Annotated in this window: 11 protein-coding genes; 9 read left to right on the top strand and 2 right to left on the bottom strand. The window is 71.9% G+C overall.

Translation table 11 applies throughout. The features are described from left to right. Positions 1–99: 99 nt before the first annotated feature. The gene (locus ACYVK7_RS02865) at positions 100–2,133 is read right to left on the bottom strand and encodes a glycoside hydrolase family 15 protein (RefSeq protein ID WP_460886163.1); all 2,034 of its coding nucleotides are present in this window, start codon (positions 2,131–2,133) and stop codon (positions 100–102) included. Positions 2,134–2,370: 237 nt separating this feature from the next. On the opposite strand from ACYVK7_RS02865, the gene ACYVK7_RS02860 reads away from it, so the two are divergent. Next, complete coding sequence (locus tag ACYVK7_RS02860; protein WP_357475439.1) at positions 2,371–2,793, top strand: YciI family protein; 423 nt, start codon at positions 2,371–2,373, stop codon at positions 2,791–2,793. After that, complete coding sequence (locus ACYVK7_RS02855; protein ID WP_460886162.1) at positions 2,766–4,115, top strand: RNA polymerase sigma factor; 1,350 nt, start codon at positions 2,766–2,768, stop codon at positions 4,113–4,115. The genes ACYVK7_RS02860 and ACYVK7_RS02855 overlap by 28 nt, the downstream gene beginning before the upstream one ends. Positions 4,116–4,207: 92 nt before the next feature. Here ACYVK7_RS02855 and ACYVK7_RS02850 read toward each other — a convergent pair whose 3' ends face one another. Next, positions 4,208–4,990 (bottom strand): hydroxypyruvate isomerase family protein, encoded by a 783-nt coding sequence (locus ACYVK7_RS02850; RefSeq protein WP_460886161.1) that lies wholly within the window; start codon positions 4,988–4,990, stop codon positions 4,208–4,210. A gap of 128 nt (positions 4,991–5,118) precedes the next feature. On the opposite strand from ACYVK7_RS02850, the gene ACYVK7_RS02845 reads away from it, so the two are divergent. The 7 genes from ACYVK7_RS02845 to ACYVK7_RS02815 all read left to right on the top strand — a co-directional run bounded on the left by ACYVK7_RS02845 (position 5,119) and on the right by ACYVK7_RS02815 (position 14,321). After that, positions 5,119–6,039: an NAD(P)-dependent oxidoreductase gene (locus tag ACYVK7_RS02845; protein WP_460886160.1), complete on the top strand. Its 921-nt coding sequence runs from the start codon at positions 5,119–5,121 to the stop codon at positions 6,037–6,039. After that, positions 6,036–8,132: an alpha-amylase family protein gene (locus ACYVK7_RS02840; RefSeq protein WP_460886159.1), complete on the top strand. Its 2,097-nt coding sequence runs from the start codon at positions 6,036–6,038 to the stop codon at positions 8,130–8,132. Before ACYVK7_RS02845 ends, ACYVK7_RS02840 begins: the two co-directional genes overlap by 4 nt. Continuing rightward, the gene (locus tag ACYVK7_RS02835; RefSeq protein ID WP_460886158.1) at positions 8,125–9,072 is read left to right on the top strand and encodes a D-2-hydroxyacid dehydrogenase; all 948 of its coding nucleotides are present in this window, start codon (positions 8,125–8,127) and stop codon (positions 9,070–9,072) included. Before ACYVK7_RS02840 ends, ACYVK7_RS02835 begins: the two co-directional genes overlap by 8 nt. Positions 9,073–9,143: 71 nt before the next feature. After that, a complete protein-coding gene (locus ACYVK7_RS02830; protein WP_460886157.1) occupies positions 9,144–10,430 on the top strand; it encodes an ABC transporter substrate-binding protein in 1,287 nt (428 codons plus the stop codon). Continuing rightward, entirely contained in the window at positions 10,430–11,407 is a 978-nt protein-coding gene (locus ACYVK7_RS02825; protein ID WP_460886156.1) for a carbohydrate ABC transporter permease, read from the top strand. Before ACYVK7_RS02830 ends, ACYVK7_RS02825 begins: the two co-directional genes overlap by 1 nt. Then, entirely contained in the window at positions 11,407–12,246 is an 840-nt protein-coding gene (locus ACYVK7_RS02820) for a carbohydrate ABC transporter permease (protein ID WP_460886155.1), read from the top strand. Before ACYVK7_RS02825 ends, ACYVK7_RS02820 begins: the two co-directional genes overlap by 1 nt. Continuing rightward, complete coding sequence (locus ACYVK7_RS02815) at positions 12,243–14,321, top strand: family 10 glycosylhydrolase (RefSeq protein WP_460886154.1); 2,079 nt, start codon at positions 12,243–12,245, stop codon at positions 14,319–14,321. The genes ACYVK7_RS02820 and ACYVK7_RS02815 overlap by 4 nt, the downstream gene beginning before the upstream one ends. Positions 14,322–14,344 lie beyond the last annotated feature (23 nt).

The raw sequence follows: 14,344 nt of genomic DNA, 5'->3' as shown, positions 1-14,344 counted from the left end.
CAAGAGTCTGTCAGAACCTCGCGCAGGTGTCAGACGCTCAGGTCACCCGAGTGACCTGAGCGTCTGACACTGCGCGCAGTTCTGACAGTTCTGAGCGGCTCAGACCGGGCGGGAGACTCCGAAGTAGCCCTTCTCCGACTCGCCGGTCTCCGCCTTGATCACGTGCATCACGGCGTTGATCAGCGCGAGGTGCGTGAACGCCTGCGGGAAGTTCCCGAGGTGCCGCCCCGTGCCCGGCTCGATCTCCTCGGCATAGAGGTTCAGGGAGGACGCGTAGCCGAGCAGCCGCTCGCACAGCGACTTGGCCCGGTCCACCTCGCCGATCTCGACCAGTGCCGACACGAGCCAGAACGAGCAGATCGTGAAGGTGCCCTCCTCGCCCTGCAGGCCGTCGTCGGTCTCCTCGACCCGGTAGCGAAGCACCAGGCCGTCCTCGGTCAGCTCGTCCGCGATGGCGAGCACCGTGGCACGGACCCGCTCGTCGTCGGGCGGCAGGAACCGCAGCAGCGGGACCAGAAGCAGGGACGCGTCCAGCGCGGGGTCGCCGTAGCGCTGTGTGAACACACCGCGCTCGTCCACACCGTTGGTGCAGATGTCGTCGGAGATCTCGTCGGCGATCTTCTGCCAGGCGCTCGCGTAGTCGTGCTCGTCGTACAGCCGGGCGAGCTTGGCGCCGCGGTCCATCGCCACCCAGCACATGAGCTTGGAGCTCGTGAAGTGCTGCGGTTCACCGCGCACCTCCCAGATGCCCCGGTCCGGCAGGTGCCAGTGCTTGGCGGCCTCCTCGACCTGCCGCTTCAGGATGGGCCACAGCGACTCCGGGAGCTGTTCGCGCGACTTGGCGTGCAGCCACACCGAGTCGAGCACCGCGCCCCACACGTCGTGCTGCCGCTGGTCGTAGGCCGCGTTGCCGATCCGGACGGGCTGCGCGCCCTCGTAGCCGGAGAGGTGGGGCAGCTCGAACTCCTCGAGGGTCTCCTCGCCGCCCACGCCGTACATGATCTGCAGCTGCCGGTTGTCACGACAGACGTCCTGGATGAACGCGAAGAAGTCGTTCGCCTCGCGTTCGAGCCCCAGCGTGTACAGGCCCCAGAGGGCGAAGGTCGAGTCGCGGATCCACGCGTACCGGTAGTCCCAGTTGCGCTCGCCGCCCGGGGTCTCGGGCAGCGAGGTGGTCGCGGCGGCGATCAGGGCGCCCGTGGGGGAGTAGGTCAGGCCCTTCAGGGTGAGCGCCGACCGCTGCAGGTAGGCGCGCCACGGGTGGTCGGGGAACTCGCCCTGGGTGATCCAGTCGCGCCAGAACCGCTCCGTGCGCCACATCGCGTCGAGTGCGCCCGCGTACGTCGTCGGGGCGCTCTGCGAGCCCCACGACATGGCGACGAAGTGGGTGGCGCCCTCCGTCATGCGGGTGCGGGCGGTGGCCCGCTTGCCGTCCAGCCCGAACCGCAGGCTGGAGCGCAGGTGCAGGTCCGGGTTGGAGTCGCCGATGTGGGCCACCACCGACGAGTACCCGCTGTTCTCGTACTCCCAGTCCACCTCGGACCGGGCGTAGTCCGGGCGCGGCTCGCACACGACCTCGAGGTCCACCGTGCCCGAGACGCACTTGATGGTGCGCATCAGGATGTGCTCGGCGTCGTCGTCGGTGGGGGTGCGGCGGTGCGTGCCGGAGCGCGACTCGAGGTCGTGCCACGGGCCCATCAGCATGGCGTCCCGCACGACGAGCCAGCCGGTCGGCGTCTGCCACGTGGTCTCGAGGATGAGGGTGCCGGGCAGGTAGCGGCGGGCGACGGGCACCCGCACGCCGTGCGGCCCGACGCGGAAGTAGCCGGCTCCCCGGTCGAGGATCTTGGCGAAGATGCTGGGCGAGTCGGGTCGGGGAACGCACATCCACTCGACGCTGCCCGACGGCGCGATCAGCGCGTTGGTCTCACAGTCCGAGAGGAACCCGTACTCCCCGATGTGCGGAAACTTGCTGCGGCCGTCCCACGCGCGCGGGGAGGCGCCGTCGCTCGACGTGTGCCCCTTGACCGGACCCCGGTGCGTGGACTTCGGGGTCTGGCGGCGCCGAGGGGGCGTGTCGGGTGCCGTGGGAGCGGCGTCGGCCCCCACTGGCTCAATCGATTCGAGCGTCATGGGACTCAAGGGTTCCGCACGTTCAGCGCACGTGGCAAGCCGTACGTGTGTGACGCGCAGAACCCGTTGCCGTGCCCTGCACAGGGCTTGCACAAGCCCTGTGCACAGCCCTCGGCAGACCCACGCGAAGATGTTCGGCGAACAAGTTCTCGGACCGTGTCGATCGCCCGGTTTCCCGTTCGACCTGTGAGTGAGAAGGTCCCATCAGAGGGGCCGCCGACCACAGGAGCAGGAACCATGGCCAAGTACATGCTGATCATGCGCTCGACGGACGAGACATGGGCCGCGTTCGCGGACGTCGACTTCGAGACGATCATGAACGAGATGGGCAAGTTCAACTACGAGATGATCCAGGCTGGCGTGCTCGTCGCGGCCGAAGGGCTCGAGGACGCCGCCGACACCGTGGTCGTCGACTACTCGTCCGAGACACCCGTCGTGACGGACGGCCCGTACGGCGAGACCAAGGAGCTGTTCAACGGCTTCTGGATCCTCGACGTCGCCTCCAAGGAGGAAGCCGTCGAGTGGGCCAAGCGGGCGCCGCTCGCCGGCCCGGGCAGCAAGGCGGAGATCCGCAAGGTCAGCCAGATCGACGACTTTCCGCAGGACAACGAGTGGATCCAGAAGGAGCGCGCGTGGCGCGAGTCGACCGGTCAGCTCTGACCGGGCAGGACGGCGCCCGGCGCGCCGTCGAGGCGGTCTGGCGGATCGAGTCCGCCCGCATCGTGGGCGCGCTCGTCCGCTACACCCGCGACTTCGAGCTCGCCGAGGACGTGGCCCAGGAGGCGCTCGCCGCGGCGCTCGTCTCCTGGCCACGCGACGGCACGCCGCGGGACCCGGCGGCCTGGCTCATCGCGACGGCGCGCCGCCGGGCGATCGACGCCTACCGGCGTCGGGCCGGGCGCGACGAGCGGTACGCGGCGCTCGGGCACGGCCTGGCCGAGGGGGAGGCGACGTCGGGCATCGGCAGCGGCTCGGCCGTCGGGACGGGCATCGTTGCAGGTGAGCCAGGTCCTGACCCCGGAATGTTCGATCCCGACCGGATCGACGACGACGTGCTCGCCCTCATGTTCGTCGCCTGCCACCCCGTGCTGTCCAGGGAGGCACGGATCGCGCTGACGCTGCGCGTCGTGGGCGGGCTGACGAGCGACGAGATCGCCCGCGCGTTCCTCAACCCCGTCGCGACGGTGCAGGCGCGCATCACGCGCGCGAAGAAGACGTTGGCGGCGTCGCGGGTCCCCTTCGAGGTGCCCGACGGCGCGGACCGGGCCGACCGGCTCTCGTCGGTGCGCGGCGTGCTGTACGTGATCTTCACCTCAGGCTCGTCGGCGACGTCGGGCGACGACTGGATCCGGCACGACCTGGCCCGTGAGGCCGTGCGACTGACGCGCGTTCTCGCCCGGCTCTCGCCCGACCCCGAGACGTACGGCCTGCTCGCGCTGCTGGAGCTCACCGCCGCACGGTTCCCGGCCCGGGTGGGGCCGTCGGGCGAGCCCGTCCTCCTGGAGGACCAGGACCGGCGCCGCTGGGACCGGTCCGCGATCGTCCGCGGCAGGGCGGCGTTGCGCCGGGCGGCCGGCCCGGCAGGCATGGGCGCCTACGCCCTGCAGGCGGCGATCGCGGAGTGCCACGCGGTGGCGCGCTCCGTGCCGCAGACCGACTGGGAGCGGATCACCGTGCTCTACGAGGCGCTCGGCCGGATCGCCCCCTCGCCCGTCGTGGACCTGAACCGGGCGGTGGCGGTCGCGATGGCGCGCGGACCCGAGGTCGGCCTGCGCATCGTGGACGGCCTCGTCGAGCAGGGCGTGCTGGCGGGGTCGCACCTGCTGCCGGGCGTGCGCGGCGAGCTGCTGGCACGGCTCGGCCGCACGGCGGAGGCGCGGGGCGAGTACCTCCGCGCGGCGGAGCTGTGCGGCAACGCGGCGGAGCGCAGTGTCCTGACCCGCAAGGCCGAGGCGGCCCACCCCACCGCCCCGCCCCGCTGAGTGCTGGCTTTCTGCCCCCTCGGAACGGTTCGAGAGGGCAGATGGCCAGCACTCAACGGGCCGGGCGGGGCGGGGCGGGCCGGGCGGGTGGGTTAAGGAAGCCAGGTGAGGGTGTTTTCGGTGCGGGTCGTCGGGCGGTACTCGCAGCCGACCCAGCCCTCGTAGCCCGCCGCGTCCAGGGCGTGGAAGAACGCGGGGAAGTCGATGGTCCCGCTGCCCGGCTCGCCGCGCCCCGGGGAGTCGGCCACCTGGACGTGGCCCACGTCGGCGATGTGGCGCGCGACGTCGGCCACGACGTCGGACCCGTTGTTGTGCAGGTGGTAGGCGTCGAAGAGCACCGCTGCGCCATCACCCACCCGGGCGACCACCGCCAGCGCCTCGTCGAGCGTGTGCACCGGGTAGTCACCGTTCTCGCCGCGGGTGAGGGGTTCGACCAGGACCGTGGCACCCGCCTCGGCGAGCGTGCCGGCGGCACGCCGCAGGTTCCGCGTCGCCACCTCGTCCTGCTCGGCGGCGGGGACGCCGGGCAGGCGGTGCCCGTACAGCGCGTTGACGCGGTCGCAGCCGGTCGCCTCGACGATGGTGCGCACGACCGCCAGGTTCTCCTGGAACTCCTGGGTGCGACCCGGGTGCGACACGATGCCGCGCTCGCCGGCCGGCATGTCCCCGGCGAAGAGGTTGAGGCCGGTGAGGCGCACCTCCGCGGCGTCGAGCGCCGCGACGAAGGCGTCGACCTGGGCGGCGTCCGGGGCGGGGGTGGCGAACGGCCACCAGCACTCGACCGCCTCGAACCCGGCGGCGCGGGCCTCGGCGAACCGCTCGAGCAGCGGCACCTCGCTGAACAGCAGGGACACGTTGGCGCTGAACCTGGGCATGTAACTCTCCGATCGTCGGCATTGACCACGACAGGTATATCGAAATACCATCCGTGAAGCCAGCGAAAATTGGCTGGCGGTATGGCAGTGATCAATCGATAGATCATCGAACGAGGGAGTTCGGTCGTATGGCAGTCGTGGGCTTTGTCGGGCTCGGCGTGATGGGGCGGCCGATGGCCGCGAACCTCGTCCGTTCCGGTCATGAGGTGCGGGCGTTCAGCCGCGGGGCCGCGGGCCGCGCGAGCGCGGCCGAGCTGGGGGTCCCCGTCGTCGAGGGCCTCGCGGAAGCAGTCAGGGGCGCCGACGTCGTGATCACCATGCTCCCCGACACCCCCGACGTCCGGGCGGTCGCCCTCGGGCCGGGCGGCGTGCTCGAGCACCTCGCCCCGAACGCCGCCTACATCGACATGAGCACCATCGAACCGGGCGCCGCACGCGAGATCGCCGAACGGTTCGCCGCGGCCGGCCACGACGCGCTCGACGCGCCTGTCTCCGGCGGTGAGGCTGGGGCACGCGAGGGCACGCTGTCGATCATGGTCGGCGGACCGGCCGACGCCGTCGAACGCCGGCAGGACCTGCTCCGGGCGATGGGCACCACCGTCGTCCGCGTGGGAGACGCGGGCAGCGGCCAGGTCGTCAAGGCCGCCAACCAGCTCGTGGTCGCCACCCACCTGCAGGCGCTCGCCGAGGCGGTGGTCTTTCTCGAGGCCCACGACGCCGACGTCGCCACCGGGCTCTCCGTCATCGCGCGCGGCCTCGGCGGCAGCACCGTGATCGACCGCAAGGCCGACAGCGTGCTCGCCGGCGACTTCGGCCCCGGCTTCCGGCTGGAGCTGCACCACAAGGACCTCGGCATCGTCGAGGGCGCCGCCCGCGCCCGCGGTGCGGTGCTCCCCGTCACCGCCATGGTCGGCCGCCTGGTCCAGGCGCTCGTGCAGCGTGGCGACGGCGGCCTCGACCACTCCGCGCTGGTCACCCTCGCCCGAGAGCTCAACGGCTCCGGCACGCCCGGACAGCGGACCGCACAGCACGGGACGGGGCAGCGATGAGCGCCACCACCGAGCCCGCCGGTGCGCGGACCGTCGACCCCGACGGCGCTCGGCCCGGCTGGTGGGACGAGCCGTTCCAGGTGTTCCAGACCAACCTCCGCGAGATCGACGCGGGCCTCGACGTCGAGCGCACGCTGGACGCCGTCCAGGAGCACGGCGCGAACGTCTGGCTGCTCAACGTGGGCGGCATCCTGTCGCACTACCCGACCCGGCTCGGCTTCCAGACGCCCAACCCGCACCTCGCGGGACGCCCGGGCGGCGACCTCGTCGGCGACGCCCTCGCCGCGGCCCGACGCCGGGGGGTCCGGCTGCTGGCCCGGATGGACTTCTCGAAGGTCGCGCCCGCCATCGCCGACGCGCACCCGCAGTGGCTCTTCGTGTCCCCGTCGGGGGAGCGCCAGGAGTTCGAGGGCCTGGTCAGTGTCTGCCCCAGCGCCGAGTACTACCAACGGCGCATCTTCGACGTCCTCGACGAGGTGCTCGACCGCTACGAGGTGGACGGGTTCTTCTTCAACTGGTTCGGCTTCAACGAGACCGACTACGCCGGCCGGGTGCACGGCGTCTGCCACTGCGCCGCCTGCCAGGAGGGCTTCCGGGCGCACACCGGCCTGAACCGCCTGCCCGACCGTGCCGGCGACGACGGCTACCGCGAGTGGCGCGGCTACACGGCCGCGACGATCGAGACGCTCACCGCCCGGGTACGGGCCCACATCGCGGCGCGCCGGCCCGACGCGGGCCTCATCCTCGGCACCGCGGCCGACGTGCTGTTCCACGAGGCCAACAACGCCGTGGGGCGCCCGCTGTGGCCGTACGGGACGGGCGAGGCGGTCAGCGCGCTGCGCTCGGCGAGGCCGGGCAAGCCGGTCATGGTCAACGCCGTCGCGTTCTGGGACATGCCCTACCGGCTGGCCGACGAGCAGCCCGAGATGCTCGGCCAGTACCTCGCCCAGGCGGTCTCCCGCGGTGCCAACCCGTCCACCTACATCATGGGTCCGACGGACGGGATCGCATACGCCGGGCTGTCGGCGGCCGCCGCCGTGACGCGGTTCCACCGCGACCACCGGCGCGAGTACACCGGCCTGGTGCCCGCGGCGGAGGTGGGCCTCGTCCGCCCCGACCCGCTCGACGACGACGGCCGCTTCGGCACGGGTACCGCCGAGCACCGTGGCCTGCTGACCGGCCTGGTCGAGCGGCACGTGCCCTTCGACGTGGTGCCCGTCGGCGCGCTCGAGACGGCCCTCGACGCCGACCGGCCGGGCGGGCCGCTCCGCGTGCTGGTGCTGCCGGACGTGCCCACCCTGACCACTGGCGCCGTCGCGGCGCTCGACCGGTTCGTCCGGGCCGGTGGGGCGCTCGTCGCGACCGGCCGCAGCGGGATCCGCCCCGACGGCTCCGTCGTCGACTGGTTCCCCGGGCTGCGGGTGACCGGCGTCGACACCGACCGGGAGGCGATGAAGTCGAGCTACGTACAGCTCGAGGGTGGGCCGGACGTCGAGGGATCTCTCCTCGTGCCCCGCCACGGCAGGCACCACCGGCTCGCCTGGCGGTCCGACGCCGCGGCGCGGCACGTCCTGGTCGAGCGCGCCCCGTACGGCCCGCCCGAGAAGGCGTACGGCCACGTGCCGGGCAGCGAGCCGGTCTGCGGTCTGCGCCCGCACGGCGCGGGCACCGTGGTCCAGCTGCCCTGGACCGTCGGCACCGCCTATCACGACACCCGGCTCACCCGGCTCCGTGACGTGGCGGTGGACCTCGTCGTCGAGCGCCTCCTGCACCGGCCCGGTGGCCGGCTGCCCGTCACGCTGGCGGGTCCGGAGCAGCTCGAGCTGGTCGTCGGACGGTCCTCGGCCGGGCTGGTCGTGCACCTGCTCAACCACTCCGGCCAGCGCGGCAACGGGTACGGGCCGGTGGTACCGGTGCACCACGTCGTGCTGCGCGCCGCGGGCCTCGCCGGGCACGGCGCCAGGGCCCTCGCGGGCGCCGCGGACGTCGTGGACGACGGCGACGACCTGCTCGTCCGGATCGCTACGGTGGCCGAGCTCGAGGTGGTCGTCATCGAGGACGAGGTCGACGACGAAGGGGGTCCTCGTGCCTGAGGTGCTGGTGGTCCGGGGCGGCCAGGGTGAGCGGGTGGCGCAGCGGGTGCGGGCCGCCCACCCCGACGTGACGGTCGTGCCCGCCGACGACGCCGACGCGCTGCGTACGGCGACCCTGGCGGCCGGCCGGCTCACCGACGCAGAGGTGGCCGCCATGCCGCGCCTGGCGTGGGTGCACTCCTGGGCGGCCGGTGTCGAGTCCGACGTGGGCCAGGCGCTGCGCCGTCGCGCGACGGGTCCGGACGCCGTGACCGTGACGTCGTCGGCGGGCAACGGCGCGATCCCGCTGGCCGAGCAGGCCCTCATGCTGATGCTGATGCTGAGCCGCCAGGCCACCCGCTGGGGCGACGCGCAGCGTGCCCACCGCTGGGAGCGGTTCACGCACGACGAGCTGAACGGCCGCACCGTCGGCATCTACGGGTACGGCAACGTGGGCCACGAGCTCGCGGTCCGGGCGCGGGCGTTCGGCATGGGGGTCGTGGGGCTCCGCCGCAGGGCCGCCGCACCTGACGACCTCGTGGACCGGATGCTCTCGCCCGACGCCGTGGACGAGCTGGCCGCGGCCAGCGACTTCCTGGTCGTCGCGGCCCCGCTCACCGACCAGACGGCCGGGGCGATCGGCCTGCGGACGCTGCGCGCGCTCGGCCCGGACGGCCACCTCGTCGTGGTCTCCCGTGGTGGGATCGTGCGCGAGCCCGACCTGGTCACCGCCGTCCGCGAGGGCGTCGTCGCCGGGGCGGGCCTGGACGCCCACGCCACGGAACCGCTGCCCGACGACTCACCCCTGTGGGACCTCCCGAACACGATCGTCACCCCGCACAACGGGGCGACGACGCCGTCGACCGCAGACCGCGGGACGGCGATCTTCCTCGACAACCTGGACCGATGGCTCGCGCGGCGGCCGCTGCGCAACGTCGTCGACGTCGGGCGCCTGCCCTGACCCACACCGCGCACCGCGGTGATCCGTACACCGCAGTGATCCGTACAACGACGTACTGAAAGAAGGACACCATGTCAGACCTCACACGCCGGTCGTTCCTCACCTGGACGGGCGCGGGCGCGCTCTCGATCGCCGCCATGTCCCTCGTCGGCTGCTCACCGTCCGGCTCCGGCGGAGACGGCTCCGTCCGCTTCGCGTGGTGGGGCGGCTCCGACCGACAGCGTGCCTACCTGGAGGCGCTGGACGCGTTCACCGCCGAGCACCCCGAGATCAAGGTCGCCCCGGAGTTCGGCGACTACGACGCCTACCAGGAGCGCATGACCACGCAGATGGCGGCCAGGGACGTGCCCGACGTCTTCTGGATCCCGTCCGCGGCGGTGCTCACCTACCGTGACGCCGGGCTCTACCGCGACCTCGACGGCGCGGCGGGCCTGGACCTGGCCGCGTTCAGCGACGCGCAGCTCGAGACGTTCCGGCTCGACGGGGAGCTGAACACGCTGCCCAAGTCGCTGTTCAGCCCGGTGCTGCGCTACAACGCCACCTTCCTCGAGGACGCGGGCGCCGCGCTGCCCGAGCAGCTCACCTGGGACAACCTGGCCGAGTTCCTGGTCGACTACTCGGCGAACAACGCGGACGGCCGCAAGGGCGTGAGCTACGGCCCGTACCACGACATGCCGTTCGAGTCGTTCCTGCGGCAGCACGGCGAGGACCTGTGGACCCAGGACGGCACGCTGGGGGCGAGCGTGGACGGCGTCGGCGCCTGGATCGACTGGTGGGAGAAGCTCCGGCGCGCCGGAGCGACGACGACCATGAGCGAGCAGGACGGTATCGAACCGTCCTGGCCGCAGGTCGGCGACAAGGTGCTCACGACGTTCGCCAACTCCAACCACATCGTGGACGAGGCGCAGGCGTTCCCCGACTACGAGTTCGACCAGCGTGACGTGCCGGCGCTGGAGGACGCCGCCGCCGGCTACCACTTCACGTACTACAGCCGGTTCGCGATGTACTCGGGGGTCCCGGACGAGCGGGCCGAGGCCGCAGCCCAGCTGATGGGCTTCAACCTGAACTCGCCGGAGCTGCTGAGCCTGGTCGGACTGTCGGCGGGAGCGCCGCCGAACACCGAGCTGCTCGACCAGTACGAGCCCGACGCGACGCCCGACGAGAAGAAGGTCATCGCGATCACCCGGGAGATCGCCGAGACCGAGCAGCGCCCGCGGTTCGAGGCGCCGGCCGGTTCGGGCAACTGGCGCAACCTCCTGATCCGTGAGCTCGAGGAAGTGACCCTCGGGGAGAAGAGCGTCCCCGACGCCGCGGCGGCCTTCGTCGAGGCCGTCGAGGGCGAGATCGCGGGCGCATGATGACCCTCACGTCATCGCGGGACACCGGGCGCCCGGCGCGGGGAGCGCCGGGCGCCTCCGGGCCGGGCACGCGGCGCGGAACTGCGAAGAAGTCGGGCGGTACACGCCGCCAGGGGCTCGTGGCCCACGTGTTCCTGCTGCCCTGGATGATCGGCATGGTCTGTGTGACCGCCGGCCCGCTGATCGCGTCCGCCGTGCTGGCGTTCACCGACTACGACCTGCTGAGCCCGCCGCAGTTCATCGGGCTGGACAACTTCGTGCGGATGGCGGGCGACGACCAGTTCTGGGCGGCCGTGCGGGTCACGCTCGTGTACGTCCTGGTGTCGGTGCCGCTCCAGCTCGGGTTCGCGCTCTTCCTCGCCGTCGTGCTGGACAAGGGGCTGCGCGGCCTGTCGCTCTACCGCAGCGCGTTCTACCTGCCGTCGCTGCTCGGCGGCAGCGTGGCCATCGCGATCCTCTGGCGGCAGATCTTCGGTGAGTCCGGCCTCGTCAACAGGTTCCTCGGCGTGTTCGGCATCGAGCTGGGCTCCTGGTTGCAGGACCCGTCGCTCGCGCTGTCCACCCTCGTGGTCCTCAACGTGTGGACGTTCGGCTCGCCGATGGTGATCTTCCTGGCGGGCCTACGGCAGATCCCCGAGGAGCTCTACGAGGCCTCGATGATCGACGGCGCCGGGCGGGTGCGGCGCTTCGTGTCCATCACCGTCCCGCTGCTCACCCCGATCATCTTCCTGAACCTGATCTTGCAGATGATCAGTGCCTTCCAGGCGTTCACCCAGGCGCACGTGGTGAGCGGCGGCAGCGGCGGTCCGCTCGACTCGACGCTCTTCTACACGCTCTACATCTACCAGCGCGGCTTCGTCAGCTTCGACATGGGGTACGCGTCCGCGATGGCGTGGGTGCTGCTCCTGGTCATCGCGGCCGCCACCGCGGCGAACTTCATCGTCTCGCGGCGCTGGGTCTACTACGGAGACGAATGATGGCTGCCCCTACCTCAATGCTGAGCCGGACCGTGCGGCACGTGGTGCTCCTGGTGTTCGTGCTGCTCATGCTCTACCCGCTGCTGTGGATGCTGGTGAGCTCCTTCAAGCCGAACAACCTGATCCTGTCGCAGACGGGGATCTTTCCCACCGAGGTGACGTTCGCCAACTACCTGGACGGCTGGGACGCGCTCGGTGCCCCGTTCACGCTGTTCCTCGGCAACTCGCTGCTGATCGGGATCGGCTCGGTGCTCGGCAACCTGTTCTCGTGCTCGCTCACGGCCTACGCCCTGGCGCGGCTCGACTTCCGGCCCGGCAAGCTCTACCTGGCCCTGACGCTGCTGACGATCATGCTGCCGTTCCACGTGCTCGTGATCCCGCAGTACATCCTGTTCGCGGAGCTGGGGTGGATCAACACCTACCTCCCGCTGCTCCTGCCGAAGTTCCTGGCGACCGATGCCGTGTTCATCTTCCTCATGGTGCAGTTCATCCGGGCGCTGCCCCGGGAGCTCGACCAGGCGGCGATGATCGACGGCGCGGGACCCTTCCGCATCTTCTGGTCGGTGATCCTGCCGCTGATGCAGCCGGCACTGATCACCACGACGATCTTCACCTTCATCTGGACGTGGAACGACTACTTCGGCCCCCTGCTGTACCTGACCCGGACCGAGCTCTACACGGTCCCGGTGGCGCTGAAGTCGCTGGTCGACACCGAGACACAGAGCGGCATCGGCACCATGTTCGCGATGTCGCTCGTGTCGCTGGTGCCCATCGTCCTGTTCTTCATCTTCGCCCAGCGCTACATCATCAAGGGCATCGCGACGACGGGAATCAAATGAGCGCTGTGCGCAGAGGCCTGGACGGCCGGCTCCGCTGGACCCAGCTGACGTTCGTGGAGAACGATCCGCTCGACTTCGACCTCGACGCGTGGGCGGACGTGATGGAACGGACGGCGTCGACCGCCGTGTGCATCAGCGCCGGCGGCTACATCGCCTACTACCCGACCAAGGTGCCGCTCCACCACCGCAGCGTCTACCTGGGCGACCGGGACCTGCTCGGTGAGGTGGTCGACCTGGCCCGCTCCCGCGGGATGGCGGTGATGGCGCGGGTGGACCCGCACGCGGTGCACCGCGACGTCGTGGACCAGCGGCCCGAGTGGATCGCCCGGACCGAGGACGGCGAGCTCCAGGAGCACTGGGCGATGCCTGGGATCTACCTCACCGACGCGTTCGGCGGGTACAGCTGGGACCTGACGACGGAGGTGCTCCGCGAGATCGCGCGGGACTACGACGTGGACGCCCTGTTCGCCAACCGATGGCAGGGGCACGGCCCCGGCTACACCGAGTCGACCGCGCGGGAGTTCCGGTCCGCGACCGGGCGGGCGCTGCCGACGTCGGCCGACCCGGCGGGCGGCGAGGCGTGGGCGACCTACCGGGCGTGGCGGCGCAGCCGTCTCAGCGACCTCGTCGCGCACTGGGACCAGGCGGTCCAGGACGTCGCGCCCGCGGTCCGGTTCGTGCCGAACCTCGGCTCGTTCACCGCGGCGGACCTGGAGCCCCGGGTCGCCAGGTCCGTGCCGTTCCTGTTGGTGGACCATCAGGCGCGTGGCGACGGCGAGGCGCTCTGGGCGGCGGGCCGCGACGCCAAGCGGGTGCGTGCACTGCACCCGGGCAAGCCCGTCGGGCTCATCACCTCCGTGGGGCCGGAGTCGCACAGCTTTCGCTGGAAGGACTCGGTGAACGCGGCGGTCGAGACCACCGGGTGGATCGTCGACGGGTTCGTCCACGGCGCCTTCCCCTGGTACACCAAGTTCGCGGCCCGCATCCACGACCCGCGGTGGATCCCGGCCGTGGAGCGCGCGTTCGGGCTGCACCGTGCGGCGGACGCGGTCCTGGCCGGCGCGACGCCGGCGGCGGAGGTGCTCGTGTGGGACGCCGACGAGCACACGGCGTCGGCACGGGTGCGCGACGCGGCCACCGGCATCTACCAGATGCTCGTCGAGCTGGGTGTCCCGTTCGAGTACGTGGGGCAGGGCTCCCTGCCGACGCTCGCCCGCCCCGGCGTGCGCCTGGTCGTCCTGCCGGAGGTCGCGTCGCTCGACGCCGCGGCCGCCGACGCCCTGCGGGCCTTCGCCGAGGGCGGGGGCACGCTGCTGCTGACCGGCGGCGGGCCCGACGTCGCCGGACGCGGGGCGCTGGTGACCGAGCTGCTGGGTGTCGAGATCGCCGAGCGGCGCGACGGCATAGTCCGCAACAACTACGTCCAGCGGGAGCCGGGCGGAGCGATGCAGGAGGGCTTCGGCGACGCGGTGCGCATCGTCGGTGGCACCCGGCTGGTGCGGTTCGGCCCGCTCGGCGGAGACCACGGCGTCTCCTGGCGCTTCGTGCCGGACCACCCCGACCTGCCGATGGAGGAGGTCTACCCGAGGTCGCTGCCGACCGACCCCGCGGTGTTCAGCGCCGGTCTCGGCGCGGGGAGGGTCGACGTGGTCGGCTTCAACGTGGCCGAGCTCTACTGGCAGGCGCTCCAGGCCGATCACCTGGTCCTGCTGGGCAACCTCGTCCGCGGCGGGCTGGGCGGCGAGCGGTCCGTCGAGGTGCACGGCACAGGCGTGCTCGACGTCGCGACCTGGGCCGGCGACCGGTCGTTCACCGTGCTGGCGGCCAACCTGACCGACCCGATGATGATGCGCGGACAGCGCCGGGCGGTCTCGCCGCTGGACGGCGTGCGCGTGGTCGTCGACCTCGACCGCGTCGCCGCGCTGACGGGCGGGGCGCCCGCCGGCACGGAGGTGCGGGTGCGGGTCCTGTTCGGTCAGGAGTGGGCCGACGTCGACGCGAGCCGGTCCGGGCAGCGGCTCGAGCTGCTGCTGCCCCCTGTCCACGAGCTGGCGGCCGTCCACCTGGACTGGTAGGCGGTACGGCAGGACGGGCGGCC

This window comes from Promicromonospora xylanilytica, assembly GCF_054782895.1.
This window is presented reverse-complemented; position numbering and strand designations above follow the sequence as displayed.